The 20447-nt window shown below is 34.0% G+C and carries 20 protein-coding genes; 7 read left to right on the forward strand and 13 right to left on the reverse strand.

Annotation, left to right across the window (positions count from 1 at the left end):
* Positions 1-39 precede the first annotated feature (39 nt).
* Positions 40-480 (forward strand): DUF6943 family protein, encoded by a 441-nt coding sequence (locus CL818_RS07565; protein WP_272973043.1) that lies wholly within the window; start codon positions 40-42, stop codon positions 478-480.
* 137 nt (positions 481-617) lie between these two features.
* Positions 618-1259, forward strand: a complete 642-nt coding sequence (locus CL818_RS07570) for a DUF6266 family protein (protein ID WP_116497031.1) — start codon at positions 618-620, stop codon at positions 1257-1259.
* A gap of 198 nt (positions 1260-1457) precedes the next feature.
* On the opposite strand, the gene CL818_RS07575 is transcribed toward CL818_RS07570, so the two are convergent.
* From CL818_RS07575 to CL818_RS07605, 7 genes are all read right to left on the reverse strand, one after another.
* Complete coding sequence (locus CL818_RS07575) at positions 1458-1994, reverse strand: hypothetical protein (protein ID WP_286972560.1); 537 nt, start codon at positions 1992-1994, stop codon at positions 1458-1460.
* A 148-nt stretch (positions 1995-2142) separates the two neighbouring features.
* Positions 2143-2586 (reverse strand): glycine zipper domain-containing protein, encoded by a 444-nt coding sequence (locus tag CL818_RS07580; RefSeq protein WP_013186143.1) that lies wholly within the window; start codon positions 2584-2586, stop codon positions 2143-2145.
* Positions 2587-2802: 216 nt separating this feature from the next.
* Positions 2803-3402: a hypothetical protein gene (locus CL818_RS07585; RefSeq protein ID WP_286972562.1), complete on the reverse strand. Its 600-nt coding sequence runs from the start codon at positions 3400-3402 to the stop codon at positions 2803-2805.
* Between the two features lie 202 nt (positions 3403-3604).
* Positions 3605-4036 (reverse strand): carboxypeptidase-like regulatory domain-containing protein, encoded by a 432-nt coding sequence (locus CL818_RS07590; RefSeq protein WP_272973040.1) that lies wholly within the window; start codon positions 4034-4036, stop codon positions 3605-3607.
* A gap of 141 nt (positions 4037-4177) precedes the next feature.
* On the reverse strand, positions 4178-4648 hold the full coding sequence (locus tag CL818_RS07595; protein ID WP_272973039.1) for a hypothetical protein: 471 nt from the start codon (positions 4646-4648) through the stop codon (positions 4178-4180).
* A 243-nt stretch (positions 4649-4891) separates the two neighbouring features.
* Entirely contained in the window at positions 4892-5341 is a 450-nt protein-coding gene (locus tag CL818_RS07600) for a hypothetical protein (protein WP_272973038.1), read from the reverse strand.
* A gap of 250 nt (positions 5342-5591) precedes the next feature.
* Positions 5592-6380: a hypothetical protein gene (locus CL818_RS07605; protein WP_272973037.1), complete on the reverse strand. Its 789-nt coding sequence runs from the start codon at positions 6378-6380 to the stop codon at positions 5592-5594.
* 287 nt (positions 6381-6667) lie between these two features.
* Between CL818_RS07605 and CL818_RS07610 the strand changes: the two genes are divergently transcribed.
* Together CL818_RS07610 and recQ are read left to right on the forward strand one after the other, a co-directional pair.
* Positions 6668-7000 carry a single-stranded DNA-binding protein gene (locus tag CL818_RS07610; RefSeq protein ID WP_013186146.1) on the forward strand — a complete coding sequence of 111 codons (333 nt, stop codon included), beginning with the start codon at positions 6668-6670 and terminating at the stop codon, positions 6998-7000.
* 133 nt (positions 7001-7133) lie between these two features.
* The gene (gene recQ, locus CL818_RS07615) at positions 7134-9230 is read left to right on the forward strand and encodes a DNA helicase RecQ (protein WP_286972565.1); all 2097 of its coding nucleotides are present in this window, start codon (positions 7134-7136) and stop codon (positions 9228-9230) included.
* Here recQ and CL818_RS07620 read toward each other — a convergent pair.
* Together CL818_RS07620 and CL818_RS07625 are read right to left on the reverse strand one after the other, a co-directional pair.
* The gene (locus tag CL818_RS07620; protein ID WP_272973035.1) at positions 9218-9949 is read right to left on the reverse strand and encodes a LytR/AlgR family response regulator transcription factor; all 732 of its coding nucleotides are present in this window, start codon (positions 9947-9949) and stop codon (positions 9218-9220) included. The genes recQ and CL818_RS07620 overlap by 13 nt on opposite strands.
* The gene (locus CL818_RS07625) at positions 9949-12138 is read right to left on the reverse strand and encodes a histidine kinase (protein ID WP_272973034.1); all 2190 of its coding nucleotides are present in this window, start codon (positions 12136-12138) and stop codon (positions 9949-9951) included. Before CL818_RS07625 ends, CL818_RS07620 begins: the two co-directional genes overlap by 1 nt.
* A gap of 213 nt (positions 12139-12351) precedes the next feature.
* Between CL818_RS07625 and CL818_RS07630 the strand changes: the two genes are divergently transcribed.
* Positions 12352-13527 carry a VWA domain-containing protein gene (locus tag CL818_RS07630; protein WP_336380107.1) on the forward strand — a complete coding sequence of 392 codons (1176 nt, stop codon included), beginning with the start codon at positions 12352-12354 and terminating at the stop codon, positions 13525-13527.
* A 102-nt stretch (positions 13528-13629) separates the two neighbouring features.
* The gene (locus tag CL818_RS07635; protein WP_272973033.1) at positions 13630-14094 is read left to right on the forward strand and encodes a CBS domain-containing protein; all 465 of its coding nucleotides are present in this window, start codon (positions 13630-13632) and stop codon (positions 14092-14094) included.
* 1 nt (position 14095) lies between these two features.
* Here CL818_RS07635 and CL818_RS07640 read toward each other — a convergent pair whose 3' ends face one another.
* The 4 genes from CL818_RS07640 to aspS form a co-directional block, all read right to left on the reverse strand.
* The gene (locus CL818_RS07640; RefSeq protein ID WP_272973032.1) at positions 14096-14773 is read right to left on the reverse strand and encodes a hypothetical protein; all 678 of its coding nucleotides are present in this window, start codon (positions 14771-14773) and stop codon (positions 14096-14098) included.
* 5 nt (positions 14774-14778) lie between these two features.
* A complete protein-coding gene (locus CL818_RS07645) occupies positions 14779-15132 on the reverse strand; it encodes a hypothetical protein (protein WP_272973031.1) in 354 nt (117 codons plus the stop codon).
* 74 nt (positions 15133-15206) lie between these two features.
* Complete coding sequence (locus CL818_RS07650) at positions 15207-15482, reverse strand: hypothetical protein (RefSeq protein WP_283642832.1); 276 nt, start codon at positions 15480-15482, stop codon at positions 15207-15209.
* A 2-nt stretch (positions 15483-15484) separates the two neighbouring features.
* Positions 15485-17233, reverse strand: a complete 1749-nt coding sequence (gene aspS, locus CL818_RS07655) for an aspartate--tRNA ligase (protein WP_272973030.1) — start codon at positions 17231-17233, stop codon at positions 15485-15487.
* Between the two features lie 337 nt (positions 17234-17570).
* Between aspS and CL818_RS07660 the strand changes: the two genes are divergently transcribed.
* Entirely contained in the window at positions 17571-20441 is a 2871-nt protein-coding gene (locus CL818_RS07660) for a SusC/RagA family TonB-linked outer membrane protein (RefSeq protein WP_238524720.1), read from the forward strand.
* The last annotated feature ends 6 nt before the right edge of the window (positions 20442-20447 follow it).

Genomic DNA, 20447 nt, shown 5'->3' on the forward strand with positions numbered 1-20447 from the left:
GGCGCGAAGCGTAGCGAAGCAATTTTAAATTGGATAGCTATGTCAACTTTTGAACTGAAAACCCACCAAATCGGAAGAACCTACTCGAACCCTCATTTTTTTATCCTAAACAAAGGACTTAACAGCGGAAAACCGCTCTCAAATCCTTGTCCTAACTGTTTTGTAGTAATCACAAAAACGGAAACAGAGAAAAACACGCTTTTTCATTTGTCTATGATGTTACAAATAGGCGGTTTTTACGCTTATTATTTAAAAGGTAGTGTTATTCCGTTTATTTCTGTAGATGATTGCAGAAAAACGCTAAAAAAAGGGTTAAAATCTACTTCAAACATATGTGACCAGATGCAAAAACATATTAAAGCGGTTGAGGTTATCAGTAAAAAAGAAAAAGAGCTTCAAAATGTCATTGATAAAATGGCAGTTTTAAAAGTTGCATACATTCGTAATTGTTTCAAATTAATGCAAACAAATGAAGCTTGATGCAAAGGCGTCTAAACGGCTGAAAAGAGTAACAAAATAGCATTATTTTAGTTATATTTATAATGAAATAAAGGTTTTAAAGCAATATAAAGTCCGTACCAAATCCAAAGGAGTTTAATTTTAAATTGTTTTATATTATGGGTAAGATTTCTCAAGGAATTTTAGGCGGATTATCTGGTAAAGTAGGTAACGTAATTGGTGGTAGTTGGAAAGGTATTGACTACATCAGAATTAAGCCATCAAGCGTGGCGAATCCTCGAACAGAGGGGCAAGTAAACCAACGTAATAAATTTACGGTTACATTGGAATATTTACAACCAAACAAAGAGTTTTTAAAAGTTGGTTACAAGTCTTTTGCGACAAAGAAAACCGAATTTAATGCTGCAATGTCTTATGTATTAAATAATGCAGTAGGAGGGATTGCACCTAACTTCACAATCGATTATTCTTTAGCTTTATTGAGTAGAGGTTCTTTATCTGGAGTGTTAAACGGAACTACTGACTTAACAACACCAGGACAAGTGGATTTTGGTTGGGGTGATAACTCGGCAGAGGGTAACGCAAATGCAACAGATAAAGCAATGTTGTTAGTTTACAATCCAAGTAAAAAAGAATCTGTTTATATTTTAGATGGTGCAGACAGAACAGCAGGTTCTCAATCGGTAACAATTCCAAACACCTATGCAGGAGACACAGTAGAGCTATTTATGGCGTTTGTTTCTGCTGATGGTAGTCAAGTATCAAATAGTGTGTATTTAGGCTCTGGTACGGCTGCTTAATAACTTTAAGTTTAAATACATTTTAAAAACCGTTTCTATTAATTTAGAAGCGGTTTTTTTATGCCTTTAGATCACTTCTACTTGTGGTTTATAATGTTATACCTATGTTGTACCCTTTTTAAATTATTCTTTATGAATCCTTTATTTATAAGGGTTTGTTGATTTAATTAATATAATACATTGTTGGTAAGCGTTTTTTTAATTCATTTTAAACGACTTGATTATATTTTCGAGTTCACATATTTCTCTTTTTCCATACTTATTTTTTGAGACTGCAAGGTTCACAGTATAGAATAAATCTTTCGATGGATGCTCAACAGTCACATACAATCCGATTATTGGTATTGTATCGAATTTCTCTTCTACAAGATTCCAAATGGCTTTCTTTTCAAAAACGTCTGTAATTCCAGATTCAATTATTTCATATTTGCTTTCAACATCCTTTTGTTGTTCCTCAAGAGACTTCCAAGGTTTTGCTTTTCTCATTTCAGTCACTCCAAAATATTTAAAAGCATTTTCTCCAAAAGTTCCGGCACTTATTCCATTTTCAACGATTTCTGGTTCCCAACTATTATCTGGCAAAATAATTGAATATCGGTTTTCCTTTCCGTTTACAATTATTCCATTTTTTAAATTAAATTTTTCACATTCGCAATCATTTAGAAATTCCGACTTTTCAGAGCAAGAAATCAGAACTAAAAGTCCGATTATAAATATTATCGTTTTGTATTTCATCAAATGTTGTACAGCCTTTATGTATAAGAATAGTGCTTTTTTAAGCACCTAAATTAGCAAAGACAAACCGAATAGAAAATTTGAGAGAATTTTCAAAAATAGACTTGCACTAGCAATTAATTTTATAAGGTGTTGTAGCTAGTTATTATTACAAATTCGTACTTAAAACTTTGCCTTCTTTTTTAGCTTTAGAGTCCTTCGCAATTCCAATTAACATTCCAATTAACATCCCGAAAATTAATCCATATGAAACATTTTTGAAAGCTGCTCCAAACGCAACTCCAAAACTCATACCAAGGCTCATTCCGATTGCAGTATAATAACCTTTTGAAATCAGAGATAATTTTTCTTTTAAATACCCTACAAATAGGTTCAGCTTTTGCTTGAAGTGTTTTTTTCTGTTATCAGAGTTCTCATTAAAATTTAGAGAATCAAGTTTTTCTTCTATTGATTTTAACTGTTCTTCTGAAAGATCTCTATTATTCAAATCAGTAAAAATTGAAATAAAATTCTTATAAATTTTGATCTCAGTTTTATTATCTGATTCTATTATTAAATTTTTGAAAAATGCAGATGCTTCATCTAATTTCATAAGTATTTAAATTTAATATTTAGGATATACTCTATTATATAAGTCTGCTTTTTATCTGATGTGTTACAATATGACTCTTGAGAACTAATTTTTCTCAAATTGGCTACGGTCTAATATAACCGTCAATTACGGGTTTTAAGTTGTTTTTTTCGGTTAAGAACTGGCGTTAGCAATTCCGAGTGGATACGGACTTAGTCGAATCCGCCGTAAATGTGGTTATACATTGTTGCCACCAGATTTTATTTTTACCAGACTTAAAATCAGAAGTCCAATTAACCCTATATTCGACCAAATCGCATACTTTTTCATTCGTTCACTTTTGTCCTTTTTTAAAGTCAATTCCTCCGCGATTTGGATTTTGTCAGAGTTAATGTTTTTGGTTTCTGTTATTTCGAAATCGAATTCACTTTTTTGTTCCGTTATAACTTTCAAGTATTCAATTCCTCCGTTTCTATTTTTTGCTACAATCCAGAATTCTATGGTTCCATCATTCTCGAACCAAAAGTCAGACTTTCCATTTGGTTTTAGCTCCGTGTCATAAGTCACATAATTTCCAGTTCCATTCCAGTTGTTGCTCCAAAAAGCTATTGAATAAATCTTTAGTTTTTTGTCAGTCAAGTTTTCAGTTCGAACATTGACTGGTGTTGAAGCTCCGAATGAGTCGTCAAACAATAAATTCAAGCCCAAAGCCGAAAGTCCGATTACAATTCCGAATCCTACGAGTATTCTCAATCCACTATTCCGCTTTTTACAAGCAAAAAGTTTAATTAACAAAATTATTAAAAGTAGAAATGCTGAAAATAGTAGTATCGTCATTTTTCAAATTCGCAGCAACGGTTGTGTATATGGCTCGTAGCGTGCAAATTATCGATAACTTTTCGGTTAAACACGAGCCGAATTTTTTAATTTTCTTATTATCTTTTCTTCTCAATAAGCCAAATTAAAAAATTTAGCGACCTTGCAAATGCGCCCGAACCATTGGGTTTTGCTACAATTACCCTATTGTTTTCATACGTTATTACCTACATATGTTCTCCGCAATCTTGTCATAATCAACTTCCGAATATATTCTCTTCATAATTATAGGGAGCGAGTCTTTAATCGGTTTCCATTTATTATACGCTTTCTTATTTTTCCTTTCTTGTGATTTTCGTCCAATTTTTATTTTCACATATTTGTCGTCAGGTTCAATCGCTCTAAAAATCGGAGTAAAGCAACACGAGATTTCAATAAATATAATTTGATTTTCAGGAACAACAAGACAGAAATTTCCGTCCCAATCCGTTGTTGTACCTAATTCGGTACTTTTAATTATAATTGTTTGACCTGGCATTGGTTCGCCTTTAAAATCAACTATTTTTCCTATCAGGGTGCGAAATTCAGGCATTGGATTTTGTGCTTGAATTACGAATCCAATCAATAAGATTAATATTTTGACGATTTTTTTCACATTTGTAGGTAACGGTCTCGGCTATGAGTAGTTGCGTGTTTAAGCACTAAATTTAGCAAATAAATCACAGATAGAAAGTCCGAGAGGACTTTCGTAAGTAGGCTAGAACTAGCAATGAATTATACGCATTGTTGTATGTAGTTAATTTTTAGTCGTAAATTTTTCAATTAGTTCTTTTTCAGAAAGTACGATTAGATCATCTAGGTAATTTATTACACAATTTTCATCAAGTTTTATTAAGATTTTATAATATTTAAGAACTCCTCTTATCGAATAAAATTCAAATAATTTCTTGTTGTAATTACTGTTTTCAATCTTTTGGATAAAATTACCAAAGTCATAGATAACCGAAAACTCATTCGAATAATCAGAGTCACCTAGTTCCATTATAAAATCAACTTTTTCTTTAAGGTGTAATTCAGGGTTTAGCACATTAGATAGTCTCCAAGCTGTAATTTCACTTGTTTTTGTATTGAATATTTTTTTTGATTCAATTTGAGGGTTTTCGAGCAACCATTTCATTGCATTAACTGCTTCTTTTTCGCTGTTAATTTGAGCAATTAAAGAGAGAGTGCAAAACACAAAAGATATAGTTATAATCGTTTTTTTCATAATTACATACAACGGTTTGTGTATGAAACATAGCGTGCAAAAAGACACTAGCTTTTTGGATAAACACAGAGCCGAATTTTTATATTTTTTTTAATTTATCTTTCTTTTTTCAAATAGCCAAATTTAAAAATTTGGCGACCTCGAAAAAGTGCCCAAACCTCTGTGTTTGCAAATGCTCGCGCTATTTTTTATATACATTGTTGCCCATAGTTGTTCCGCAATATTTCATTTCATTTTGCATTGTCATTCATAAGTTGGGGTTGCACCAGCTACGAAAACTCTAAAACTTTCCATTGCGTTTGGTGGGTTCACTTTTAGCGTAAAATCTTTGCGTGAATTTGGTTGATAAAATTCATAAAGTACGTAGGTATTATTGTCAATAACAGTTTTTGTTTTTGAATAAATTTCAATTCTTATTTTCAAATCTTTGTACTTCGCCATTGTCGCAGTATTTATTGCTTGACCAGTAATTAAATAGCCATCATATTTAGCACTCGAAAACAGTCCAGCGTCTTTGATTTTATTTTTGCTCATTGTAACATTTTCCAATTTCATATATTCCATTGGACTATTATTCTCTTGCATTTGCAATTCCATTTTCAACTCGGCTGGCGTTTTTTGTCGATTATTCTCTTTACATCCAACCAATGTAATTCCAAATGATAGTAATAAAATCAGCGTAATTTTTTTCATATTTTTCGTTAGTTAATTTAGTTCACAATGTTTTTTTCTATTATGCAAAACGGTTGTGTATAAGAACTGTAGGGCGGATTTGCACGCTATCTATTGGGTTGAGCACAAGCCGAATTTTTAAATTTTTCTTATTATCTTTTTTTGTCAATAAGCCAAATTTAAAAATTTGGCGACCTTGAAAATGTGCTTGAACCATTCAGTTTAGCCACCAATTGCCTATTTTTTTTATACGATGTTGTAAGCAGTCTTTCTACATTCCCATCAGATACCAACTTCCATTTCGGTTAACCATTTTCATTGTTTCTAATCTACTCGAACTTGGACCAAATGCAAATTCTATTTCTGCCTTATTACCATTAATTTTCGCCTGTCCAATTATTCTTCCATTTCCAAATTGTTCTGCGACTTGTTCATCCATTGCTGGTATCATTTCTGCATAGCAAATTCCATTGGTTTCTTTTTCATTTTCGCCATAAGGGTCACATAAATATCTGAATTTAGAAAAGTCACGAGATTTGGCAGATTTAAATATAAATTCCATTAAACTTTTTGGTTTTTTCTGAAAACTAAAAGTCTTATGCATTTCCAATTCTGCCATTTCTGTTTTTAAACCAGATATGAAACTATTGATTTGATTTATTTCATTACGTGCAGTTTGCATCTGCTCATTTTTTGTAGATTGAGACCTGCCAATTTGAAATTCATTTATTTCGTTTAAATTGTTTTCGGCTCTCGTTAAAGCAGAAGTAGCTTGGTTTAGTATTTCTTTTAGGTCTGTACGCTTTTTTTGTACACCAACTCTTAAATTCTGTTCGTGTTCTTTTTGCTTTTTCGCATTTTGTGCTTGGGCTTGCTTTTCCTTACGAGCTTTTTCATCATCTACTTTCGCTTGCTCTTCTTCTGCATTTTTTGAAGCTAATTCTAATTTAGTTTTCTCTAATTCAATTTTAGCTTTTTCTAATTCGATTTCTTGTTTGCTTTTTCCACAAGACACAATCATTAAAACTGCAAAAAAAGCGATAATGTAATTCTTACTCATAAAGGTTTGATTTTTAGGTTGATGTTTTTTTTTAGATTACTTACAACTAGTTTATAAGCGCAAATCCAAACTTAATCAATAAAAGACACAAAAAATTAAAATTTTAAAATTAATATAATAGTTTAATATATAGTTATATAACCATTTTTAAACGACATCAAACACTTACAATCGTTTACAAATATTTACTTACCGATTAATACAAGAACGCCGCTACATCTTTGCATCGGCAGTCAATACAACTAATCTGTCATTATCTCAATTGTTTAATTTAAAAACTAATTATTATGCAAACGCTAAGAAACAACGTACAATTGATCGGGAATTTGGGACAAGACCCAGAAATTATAAACTTAGAGTCAGGTAAGAAACTGGCTAAATTTTCAATCGCCACAAACGAGTCTTATAAGGACAAAAATGGAGAAAAGGTAGAACAAACCTATTGGCACAATATTGTAGCTTGGGGCAAAACCGCAGAGATTGTAGAAAATTATGTGTGTAAAGGAAAAGAAGTGGCCATAACGGGAAAGCTTACCAACCGTTCTTGGGACGATAAAGATGGCAACAAACGCTACACCACAGAAGTGGTTTGCAGTGAGCTGCTAATGATGTCTAAATAATTTTAAAGCCAGAAAACAATAGCGAAGAAAACAACATATATATTACATATATTTTTCTTCGCTTTTCGTTTTTCACTCATCCCTAATTCTTACCTTAACGGCGCAACGTATACTATAGAAAGCTCACTTTTAAATGACATCTACTACTTCATCTATCACCCAACTATTAAAAACTCATTTTGGTTATGACAGCTTTAAGCCCAACCAAGAAGCCATTATAAACGATGTGCTTTCGGGGAAAGACACCTTAGCTATTATGCCTACTGGTGGTGGAAAATCGTTGTGCTACCAATTGCCTGCATTAGCCAAAGAAGGAACTGCTTTGGTTATTTCGCCATTAATTGCTCTTATGAAAGATCAGGTAGATGCATTGCGAGCCAATGGTATATCTGCTGCTTATTACAATAGTAGCCAACCAGAAGAAGAGCAGCAACACGTGTTGCAACAACTTACAAAAGGTGAGTTATCTTTATTTTATGTGGCACCAGAAAGCTTACCAAACTTACGCCACACCATTAGTACAATTACTCTAAACCTAATTGCGGTAGATGAGGCGCATTGTATTTCTGCTTGGGGACATGATTTTAGACCAGCCTACACTAAACTTGGGAGTTTAAAAAAGGAGTTTCCGGAAATTCCCATAATTGCTCTTACAGCAACTGCCGATAAGGCAACACAAGACGATATTAGCAAACAGCTTAATATCTCTCACGCTAAAAAGCACTTGGCCTCTTTTGATAGGCAAAATTTATTTTTAGATGTAAGACCAGGTCAAAGTCGCATTAAACAAATTCTTAATTTTTTAGGTCCTCGAGGTGCCCAAAGCGGTATTATTTATTGCCTGAGCAGAAAGAGTACAGAAAAGCTTGCCCAAAAACTAAAACAAGCTGGCTATAAGGCTAAAGCTTATCACGCAGGTTTATCTCCAGAAGATCGTGCTAGCATACAAGAGGATTTTGTAAATGACACCACACCCATTATTGTGGCAACCATTGCCTTTGGTATGGGAATAGATAAAAGTAATGTGCGTTGGGTTATACATTATAATATGCCTAAGAATATAGAAGGCTATTATCAAGAAATTGGTCGTGCAGGACGAGATGGCTTAAAAGCACACACCTTACTGTTTTACAGTTATGCAGATGTGATACAATTACGCAGATTTACCGAAGGCACTGCTACAGAAGAGTTTCAGTTGGCAAAATTAGAGCGTATGCAACATTACGCTGAAGCTTTAAGTTGCCGCAGAAAAGCCTTGCTTAATTATTTTGGAGAACATCTTACTAAAGATTGTGGGTATTGTGATGTTTGTCAAAATCCGCCTAAATATGTAGATGGAACAGTTATAGCGCAAAAGGTTTGCTCGGCAGTGGCACGCGTTAATGAACAAGAAGGTGTCACTATAATTGTTGATGTGTTACGTGGTGCCAAAAATGCACAAGTATTTGATAAAGGATACCAGCATATAAAGACCTATGGTGCTATAAACAATGTTTCCTGGAACGATTTACAGCAATACATTATTCAATTAATAAATCTTGGTGTGTTGGAGGTTTACTTTCACGAAAATGGAAGATTAGTGCTTACACCTTTAGCAAAGGCAATTTTATTTGAAGGGCAGAACATTCAATTAGCACATACCGAAGATGTGAAAGCTTTAAAAGATGCTAAGACTACTAAAGTAACTAAGAATGACAGCCTATTTGAGCAATTGCGAAGCAAGCGTTCTGCTATAGCTGCTGAAAAAAATGTGCCTGCCTATATTATTTTTAGTGATGCCAGCTTAAAAGATATGATTAAGAAACAACCTACCACAATTGAAGCTTTTGCAGATATTAGTGGTGTTGGTAAAGCTAAGTTAGAGAGCTATGCAGAACCATTTATTGATGTTATTAAAACATATAATGCACAACAAAAACCTAAGGTAGACACGTACCAACAAACGCTTCAATTATATACGCAAGGAATGCCTGTTGAAGATATTAGCAAAGAGCGTGATTTGTCTTTAAACACTATTTACAGCCATTTACTAAAGCTTCATTTAGAAGATAAACTTTCATTAAACTTAAATGAATTTGTAACAGATGAAGAACTCTATAAAGTTAAGACTGCAAGTAAAACATTAAACCATCCTGAAGGTTTAAAACCCTACTACCTTCATTTTGAAGAAACCATACCGTATTGGAAACTTAAGTTTGCACTAACTATGTTAGAAGATCAGGAAAAGTAATTTAAAAGATCTGCTTTCTTAGATGCAGAAACAGAAAGTACTTTGCCGTTTTTTAACTCTACTTGGCCACCTTTTCCCTTTATATATTTGGTAATGGCGTTTACATTAACAAGATAGGATTTGTGTATTCTGGCAAAACCAGAATCTGTTAGCGCATCCTCAAAATACTTAAGAGTTTTGCTCACCACTTTTTTAGTGTCTTCTATATAAATGGTAGTGTAGTTGTTATCTGCTTCGCAGTATAAAATGTTATTAACCTGTAAGACCTCAAAACCCTCTTGTGTAGGAATGGTTATTTTACCATCTACAGCTTTTATATTTGCAGAAAGCACTTTATCCTTTAACTGTGTTTCTTTGGTTTTTATAGCCACCACATAATCTACAGCTTTTATAAGCTCATCTATATTTATTGGTTTTAAAAGATAGTACGAAGCGTGAGCATTTAAGGCGTCTTTTGCATAATGATCATAAGCGGTAACAAAAACTGTTTCAAATGTGCGATCACCTACTTTTTCAAGAAGGTCGAACGCATTACCATACGGCATTTCAACGTCTAGAAACACAAGATCTAATTGATGATTTCTTATAAGCTCAAGACCTTCATCTACACCACTTGCTTCGCCTACCAAATTAATATTGGGACAATATTTAGTAATGTAATTTCTAAGAATATCACGGCTTCTTGCCTCATCTTCAACTAAAATGGCATCTAAGATCATTAGTGTTTCTTTAAGGTTACAGCAACACGAGTTCCTGTGTGGTTAGTTTGGTCTTTATCTGAAATGGCAATTGCAATAGTGTCACTATACATATCGTTTAAAATTGAAATACGACGTTGTATATTACTCATGCCTTGAGACTTTTGTTTTTTCTGATTGTCTGTTTTAATAGCTTTAGATTGAGCTCTGCCAATACCATCATCTTCAATTATAATAACTACTGTATGCTCATCTTTTAATTGAAAATGCACCAACAAATTACCTTTATCTTCCTTATACCTCAAGCCGTGCCACACTGCATTTTCTACATAAGGCTGTAATAACATAGGCGGAATTTTAAATTGATCTGTAGGGATTGCATCATCGACCAAAATATCATAATCAAACTTATCCTGAAACCTAAAGTGCTCTAACTTGGTATACTTTTGAAGCAGCTCTATCTCTTTTGATAATGGTATAAAATCTTCCTCACTGTTTTCTAAAACAGCTCTCATAAGCCCAGAAAACTCTGATAGATATCTGTTAGCGGCACGCTCATCATTAGTTGCTATAAAGCTGTTTACAGAGTTGAGTGCGTTAAATATAAAGTGCGGATTCATTTGTGAGCGCAGCGACTTTAAAGCCAACAAGTTATTTGCAAATTTTTGTTGTTTATTATTCCTGTACATTAAATATGCTGCAACCAATAGTGCCAACGCCAATGCAATTAAAACACCAATAATCCATTTTTGTCTTCTGTTGCTTTGGTTTACTAAGCTTTGATTTTCTACTGCTAATTGGTAACGCGACTCATTTAGCGCTCTATCTTTTTCTAAGCTTTCTATTCGAGTTTGTTTTAGTGTGAGGTCTCTACTAAACCGAGCTGCCTGAGAAATTTCCTGTTCTTTCTGAACGTAAAGTTGATCTACAACAACTTCATAATCCTTAAACGTTTCTTCGGCTTTAGTTATATCTCCCTTTGCTCTATAAAGCTCTCCTAATTTTCTAGTTGCGTCCTTTTGCACCACCAAATCATTATTTGTCTTGGCTTCTTTTATACTCTTTTGTAAATACGGTATGGCATCTTCAATATTTTCCTGTGCAGCGTAGGCGTTTGCAATTTTATAGTTTTGTTTTTGTGGCGTTAATGCACTCTCGTTATCAATTTCCTGTTCTTTCTCCACAGCATCTTCAGACAATACCTCAATATCTTTTAAGGCCTCTTGGCGTAATTGAATTTCTTCTCTATAAGATCTATTCTTACTGTAAAAATCTGCTACCTTAGTTTTTTCTTCTGCAGCACGTTTACGTGTTTCCTTATTAGCAAGGTTTAAAGAATTTTCATAATAATCTTCTGCAGGCTTAGTAGCTCCTTTAGCATCATAAGCCTCCGCGATTTTGGAATTTAAGTCTGTAACTTTTGGCGTAAACAAATGCTTTTCTGCCAAGGTAAGCGCTTGTTGATATTGGGTAATAGCTTTATTTAAATCACCAGTATTTTTATAGGTATCTCCCAAACCTTCTAATCGTAAAACTTCATTATAATTAGAAAGCGATTTATTTTTAAGCTCATTATAAAGAGATATACTTTCTTGGTAGTTCTTATTGAGTGTATAAGCTTTCGCCAATTTTAGCTGGCGTTGTGTTGAAACATTATCTCGTATAGCAAACTTGAAATTGCTTACTGCTAAATCATGCTGTTTCCAATACGTGTAAATATCGCCCAGCAACTCATAAGCCTTTGCTTTTTGAAGTTTAGATAACGCTTGTTCTTGATCTGTTGCCAAGGCCTTAGCAACATACTCGATACTTATTTTTGCATCTTTTTTTAGTACATTTTTGGCAGAGTCTAAATACTGCTGAAAACGTTCTTGAGTAACCTGTTTATTTCGTTTTACAGCTTTAGGTTTTGTTTTGTTTGGTGCAACTGTGAGTTTAATATTGTCGTTTCTACCAATGGTATGATACACCGTTTCAAAATCTTCGTGTCTAATGACAAGCTCTTCTCCTATTCTTGCCTGTAACCTAAATTCGCCAGCCGCATTTGTGGTCGTATAAGCGCCTCCAACAACCTCAACATTAGCGTTAGGAAAAGGATTGTATGTGCCTTCTTCTAAAACTGTACCTCTCACAATAGTTTGTTCTCCAATTTGAGCAACACAACAAGGCACTGAACAGATGAAAAATAAGATGATAAAAAAGTGTTTCATAAGTACTTTTGAAAGGTTAAACCTACTACAATAAAACGGTTCAAAAAAATGCAGATGTGCTGTAAATACTCAATTTAATACGTTTTTGCTCTCATTTTGAATAGCTGAATCATTCATATGGACTATTCACTCAATAGTATATACCAGTTACTCATTACCAATTTTTATTGCACTGCTGTACAAGTACTTTTATGATGTTCAATTAAAAAAAAGATGATGAAAATTAATGCCCTACCAATTATTGTAAGTTGTTTAAGTCTTATTGGCTGCGTAAATGCAAATTCAAAATCTGAAACTCTCTTAGCAGATGCTCCAGAAGTTACTCACCAATTACACACACCTGCGACTAACGAGACTCCAAAAATACAGGTTGCATTATTGTTAGATACCAGTAATAGTATGGACGGGTTAATAGACCAAGCAAGAGCTCAACTTTGGGATATTGTAAATGAGTTATCCTTAGCTAAATGTTATGGAAAAGCACCAACCTTAAGTATAGCTTTGTATGAGTATGGAAATAGTAACCTTTCTCAATATGACGGCTATACTCGCAAAATTTTAGAGTTCACACAAGATTTAGATGATGTCTCAAAAGCATTATTTTCTTTAACTACTAATGGCGGCAGTGAATATTGTGGTACAGTTGTACAAACTGCAGTAACCAATTTAGAATGGGAAAACGAAGACGAAACCTTAAAGCTTATTTTTATAGCAGGAAATGAACCGTATACGCAAGGACAAATAAACTATGTTGATGCCTCACAAAATGCTAAAGAACATGACATTACCGTAAATACTATGTTCTGCGGAAGCTACAATCATGGCGTTTCTTCTTATTGGCGAGATGGTGCACTACTTACTGGAGGCGATTATATGGCAATAGATCATAATAAGGCCATAGTACACGTTGCCTCTCCATACGATGATGCTATTTTAAAATTAAACACAAAATTGAATAACACCTATATACCGTATGGCGCAAAAGGCCTAGAAAAAGCTGAAGTACAAATGTCGCAAGATGATAATGCTATGAGTTATAATGAGAGTAGCGCAATTAAAAGAGCAGTTAGTAAAAGCTCTCATCTTTACACAAATAAAAGTTGGGATCTTGTAGATGCTGTAAATGAAAATGAAGTAACCCTTTCAAAATTAAATACTGCCCAACTACCTAAAGCATTGGCAGGAAAATCTACAGCAGAGATTGAAGCCTACATTGTAGTAAAAACTAAAGAGCGTAAGCAATTACAAGAAAAAATACAGCAATTAAACACCAAACGAAAAAATTACATAGCCAAAGAAACTACAACATTAAATAAGGCTAACAACCTACAGAGCGCGATGTTAGCGGCTATTAAGAAACAAGCTGAAGCTAAACATTTTTACTGGTAAACCACTAACTCTCAACTGCCTGTATTTTAATTTTATTGAAGAATATAAAGACCTGTATTAAATTATTACCTAACTTTAAGTGTTAACTAAACCACTTATATTATGGGAATTTCAAATTACATGGGTCGTAGAGCTAAACCTACAAAAGGTAGCAAAGAGCAAATTACGGTGTCTGATTATATGAGTAGAAAACTCGTCACCTTCACACCAAGCCAAAACGTGATGGAGGTGATACAGACACTCGTAAAACACAAAATTTCTGGTGGTCCAGTAGTAAATGACCAAAATGAACTTGTTGGTATTATTTCTGAAGGTGACTGCATAAAACAGATAAGTGATAGTAGATACCACAATTTACCAATGGATGATGCTAAAGTTGAAAAACACATGGTAAGAGATGTAGAAACTATAGATGGTAATATGAATATTTTTGATGCAGCCAACCAATTCTTAAGCGCTAAAAGGAGGCGTTTTCCTATTGTTGAAGAAGGGAAGCTTGTAGGATTAATTAGTCAAAAAGATATTTTAAAAGCTGCTTTAAACTTAAAGCAACAAAACTGGAAGTAAGTTAAAGTTTGTCTTTAAAAGCTTCAGGATCATCTGTAATGATTAGTTTGTCGTCTTGTGTTCCCTCTAGCTCTAATATGCTAGAATAGTTGTAACCTTCGATAGGCGAGTTTAATTTTTTCCATTTTGCTGTAGCAAGTACAGCAATGCGCTCTCCTATTTCAATAGATGATTCTTTGTATTCTAAGTTTTTATTGAAACCAAATAGTGTTGTTGCTCCTATATCTCTTGTCCTAATAAAATGTCTTAAGCGTGGTGAAGCGTCATTTAAAAATCCGGTAGAATGACTTATATCTTGTACCACATAACTAGTTACAGTCTTTAAGTTAGTTTGCGGTTTTATTACTGCAAAAGCGCCATTTGCTTCAATCAAAAAGTTTTTTACACGTTCTTCTTTAAAGATGGTTCGGCTTCCGTTATTTCCATTCTTTTCTTTAACTTCAACGTAATAATAAACACACTTTCTTTTACTTAATGGTGCGGTTAGTACATCTGTACCTGCTTTTACTTTTCCAAAAACCTTCACTTTTTGATTATGCCTAACACTAACTAAAGATGTGCTTTTCACTTTGGTTAATTGCCTTAATACAACATTACGTTTTGAAAAATAGTAACTGCATATTATAATTATAAATGCAAAAGCAAAACCTGCAATTAATAGAATAGTTTCTGTATCCATATTAGTTAGTGTCGCTTTACTAGTGCGAAAAAATCATTATCTAGTTCTAAATAACCTTGATCATAAACAAAGTAATACACATTGCCTGCTTTGGTTGTATATGTGCTTGTAAAATAATTGAAGTCAAAATCTTTGGCAAGTAATTTAGTACGCGTAGTCTTGGTTTTATCTTTGGGGTTAAACGCTTCTAAAATTCGGTAGTTTTTACGAAGTCTGTTATTAATATTTCTAATAAGATTTTTACTGTCCTTATTAATATTATTGTTGTAAGCGTTACGACAACCGTCATGGCAGAACTTTTTATCTACTCGACCCATTAACTTTGTACCACACTCTAAACAAACTCGTTTTGCAATCATGTTATAAATATAGCAAAATTGATTTCAGAAAAAAGCTTAAAAAAACGCAGCTCATAAGAGTCTGCGTTTTTTAATTATTTAGAGTTGTTGGGATTTCGTTTGTTCTTCTCTTTGTCTTTATTAAATTCTTTCATTCGTTTAAAGGCTTCATCGGTTAGCATATAATCTCTAACATTTTTCCCTTTCCAACGGTAATATATAAAACAAGGTATAAGAATGAACATGCCTAACAAACAAGCTGTTCCTATAAGTTTATGACCCAAGGCAACATCTTCTGTATCTAATTTCCAAAAACCAAGGCAAAGTATTATTGCACAACTAAAAAATAAGATGACAATAAACTTTTTCATAATTACAGGTTAAGCTTAAGATGAAGCTCCTTAAGTTGCTCTTCATCTATTTTTGAAGGAGCATCTATCATAACATCTCTACCAGCATTGTTTTTAGGGAATGCTATAAAATCTCTAATAGTTTCTTGTCCACCTAATATGGCTACCAATCTATCAAGCCCAAATGCTAGTCCGCCGTGTGGTGGTGCACCGTATTGAAAAGCATCCATTAAGAATCCAAATTGAGCTTTTGCTTCTTCTGGAGTAAAGCCTAAATAATCGAACATTAAAGCTTGAGTTTTGCTATCGTGTATACGTATAGAACCTCCACCTATTTCATTACCATTTAAGACAAGATCGTATGCGTTTGCTTTCACTTCTCCAGGATTAGTTTCTAAAAGCTCTAATTGTCCAGGTTTAGGTGACGTAAATGGATGGTGCATAGCGTGATAACGCTTTGTATCTTCATCCCATTCTAATAATGGAAAATCTATTACCCATAGTGGAGCAAATTCGTCTGACTTTCTTAGTTCTAAACGCTCTGCCATTTCCATACGCAATGCACTAAGTTGTGTTCTTACTTTATGTGTATCTCCAGAAAGCACGCAAATTAAATCGCCTGGTTTAGCACCAGTAACTTCTGCCCATTTTGCTAGATCTTCTTGGTCATAAAATTTATCTACCGAAGACTTATAGGTTCCATCTTCATTACATTTTACATACACCATTCCTAAAGCACCTACTTGAGGTCTTTTAACCCAATTTACTAAGGCGTCTATTTCTTTACGAGTATATGATGATGCTCCAGGTACTGCTATACCTACTACAAGTTCTGCAGAGTTAAATACACCAAAGTCTTTATGTTGTGTAACTTCGTTTAGTTCACCAAACTCCATCCCAAACCTAATATCTGGCTTATCATTACCATAACGCTTCATTGCGTCATCATAGGTCATTCTAGGAAACTCGGTAACCTCTACTCCTTTAAGTTCTTTAAGTAAATGTGTAGTTAAACCTTCAAATGTATTCAAGATATCTTCTTGATCTATAAACGCCATTTCACAATCTATCTGTGTAAATTCTGGCTGTCTATCTGCTCTTAAGTCTTCATCTCTAAAGCATTTTACAATTTGAAAGTATTTATCCATACCACCAACCATAAGCAATTGCTTAAAAGTTTGAGGAGATTGTGGCAAGGCATAAAATTGTCCTTCATTCATTCTGCTAGGTACAACAAAATCTCTTGCACCTTCTGGTGTAGATTTTATTAAGTATGGAGTTTCGGTTTCAATAAACCCTAAGTCTGACAAATAGTTTCTTACTGCAATAGTAACCTTGTGCCTAAATATTAAGTTCTCTCTAACTGGAGTTCTTCTTATATCTAAGTAACGGTATTTCATTCTTAAATCTTCACCGCCATCCGTATCATCTTCAATAGTAAAAGGAGGTGTTTTTGCAGCATTAAGAACAGTAAGTTCTTCAACGAGCACTTCAATATCACCAGTTGGGATATTCTTGTTTTTAGATTCACGCTCAATTACCTTTCCTTTTGCTTGTATAACAAACTCACGACCAAGTTCTTGGGCACGATTTAATATCTCTAAAGACGTACGCTCCTCATCAAAAACTAATTGAGTTATACCATAACGATCTCTAAGATCTACCCATACCACAAAACCTTTATCTCTTACTTTTTGCACCCATCCAGAAAGAGTGACTTGATTACCAATGTGATCTGAGTTTAACTCACCACAAGAATGTGATCTATACATAACTTAAATTTAAGAGTGCAAATTTAAGAACTTGTATAGATTTAAGCACTGTAAAAGAATAGGAATTACGAGAAATGATTATCTCTTTAAACTGCAGCTAGATTTTACAATTTAACAAAAATATTGCATATTTTAATAGTTGTTTCTCACTTATTGCACTTACACCTTGTTTTTAGAACAATGAACGTTTCTATTTGTTAAATATTTAACAAATGCATTATATTCGCTTATGTATTTTCTACATTCGTCACATATTAATCAAATCCAATTCATTATGAAACACTTGTATTTTAGCAAAAAATTGATTTTGCTTGTACTGCTTATCTTTCCTTTAGCTATGGTCGCACAGACGGTTACGGGAAAAATAACTAAAGCAGGATCAGGAGAAACCGTTCCTTTTGTAAACGTTATCGAAAAAGGAACAAACAATGGCGCAGTGAGCGACATTGATGGTAATTATACTATAGAACTAAGAGCTACACCTGCAACTCTGGTTTTTTCTTCATTAGGGTTTACCACCCAAGAGATTTCTGTCTCATCTGCAGGAACTGTTAATGCTTCATTAGAAGAGTCTGCTGCTGCACTTGATGAGGTTGTAGTTACAGGACTAGGAACATCTGTAAAACGTAAAAACCTTGCCAATGCAGTTTCTACAGTATCTGCCGAGGAACTTGTAGGAACTACTGGACAAACTAGTGTAGATGGTGCACTTTATGGTAAAGTTACAGGTGTAAATATTACATCTTCTTCTGGTGCGCCAGGTGGAGGTTTCGCACTACGTTTACGTGGTATTTCTTCAATTAACGGTAACAACCAACCACTTATTATTGTAGATGGAGTATACATTAACAATGTTGAGATTCCTTCTGGATTACGTTTTGCATCTGGTGCAAACCGTGGAAACGAGGAAAACTCTTCAAACCGTCTTGCAGATATCGATCCAAACGATATTGAAGATATTGAAATACTTAAAGGGTCTTCTGCAGCTGCTATTTATGGACAACGTGGTAATGCCGGTGTAATAATTATTACAACTAAAAGAGGTAAGACTGGAAAAACAAAAATTAATTTTAAGCAAGATGTTGGTATTACAAGAATTGCTAATCCTTTAGGTTTAAGACCTTGGACAAGACAATCTGTAGTAGATACTTTTGGTGAAGATGAAGCTCTAAAATACGATGCTACACTTGCAGCAAATGGTTCTTTATACGATTATGAAGATATTATTTATGGTGAGACTGGTATAATTACAGAAACAGCATTAAGTGCTACTGGAGGTAATGAAAAAACAAGCTTTTACGTTGGTGGGTCTTACAGAGATGAAGAAGGTATTATAAAGCGTACTGGTTTTGATCGTTTTTCTATTAGAACTAACGTAGATCACAAACTTTCTGATGTTTTCGACTTTACATCTACTACAAACTATGTAAGAAGTAACTCTTCACGTAGTTTTACAGGTAATGAAAATGAAGGTGGTTTATCTTATGGGTACACTTTAGCATTTACAAGACCTTGGAACAACCTTTTCCCAGATGAAAATGGAAACTATCCTAACAACCCTAACTATCCTGGTAACCCATTAGACACGAGAGATAGAGCTACAAACGAAGACCAAAATGATAGAATTATACAAGGTCTTACTTTAAACACTAAGTTATATACGGACGATGTAAACCGTGTAAAATTAGTATTAAGTGGTGGTTTAGATTATTTAGCTAACCAAACTTATGTTTACGTTCCAGAAGATCACCAAGGACAAATTGCTAGTGGTCAACTTGGTTTTGTTGCACAAGGTAAAAACAACTTTACGCAAATTAACACTCAAGCTATTGCGATATGGAATCACGATGCTATGGAAGGAGACTTAGGTTTAACTACACAATTAGGTACAACATACTTACAACAACAATCTAACCTTGTAAATAGTATTGGTTCTCAATTAGCTGCTGGACAAACAAATGTATCTCAATCTGTAAACCAAAGTATTATTCAGTTTGTTTCAGACGAAAGAGATTTTGGATATTTTGGACAAGTTGAAGGTAACTATAAAGACCAAGTAATTGCTACCTTAGGGTATAGATTAGATAAGTCTTCTAGAAATGGTGACCCAAATAAATTTTATGGATTCCCAAAAGCTTCTGTTGCTGTTAACTTAAATAACTTTGACTTTTGGAACATAGATTCTATCAACCAGTTTAAGCTTAGAGCTGCTTATGGTGAAACAGGTGCGCCTGCAGGATTTGGAGCTACTTTTACAAGTTTAGGGTCTAGTAACATTGGAGGAAACTCTGGACAGTCTTTAGGAGGCTTAAGAGGAGATCCAGATGTTGAGCCAGAAACAGCTTCAGAATTTGAGATAGGTTTTGATATGGGCTTCTTAAACAACCGTATTAACTTAGAGGCAACGTATTACAACAAAAATGTAGATGATCTTATTCTTTCTAGATCACTTCCTGCATCTTCTGGTTTTACAACAGAAACTACAAACTTAGCAGACCTTATGAATGAAGGTATAGAATTAGCTGTAAGATCTGATGTTGTAGATACTGAAAACTTTAAATGGAATACAGGTGTTCAATTTTACCTTAACCGTTCTGAAGTAACACGCTTAGATGTTCCTGCATTTGCTCAGCCAGGTGCTGGTTTTGGTACTGGTTTAGGTACTTTTTATATTGAAGAAGGACAACCTGTAACACAACTTGTTGGTCGTGTAGATGGTGAGCTATTACAAGTAGGTAACGTAGAGCCAGATTTCCAAATGGCATTTAATAACAGCTTAACGTTATTTAATAATGTAGATGTATCTTTCCTATTACAATGGAAAAAAGGTGGTGAAAACCTTAACCTTTCTAGATTCCTTACAGATTTAGGACAAACATCTCCAGATTTAGAAACTCCAGAAGGACAAGACAGATTAGGGCAACCTGCAAACGCATTACGTTTTGTTGAGCCTGCTGGTTACGTAAGATTAAGAGAAGCTGCTGTGTATTACAGACTGCCAAGTGCAACTGTAAACAACATATTTGGCGAAACAGTAGATACCGTAAAATTTGGTTTATCTGCTAGAAACATCTTTACAATTACAGATTACTCTAGTTACGACCCAGAAGTTTCTGTAAATGGTGGTGCTGGCCTATCAAGTGGTATTGAGGTAACTCCTTTCCCAAGTTCACGTCAATTTTACTTCCACTTTAACGTATCATTTTAATAAAAA

Origin of the sequence: Croceibacter sp. (assembly GCF_002716225.1) — a bacterium.
Classification (GTDB): Bacteria; Bacteroidota; Bacteroidia; order Flavobacteriales; family Flavobacteriaceae; genus Croceibacter; species Croceibacter atlanticus.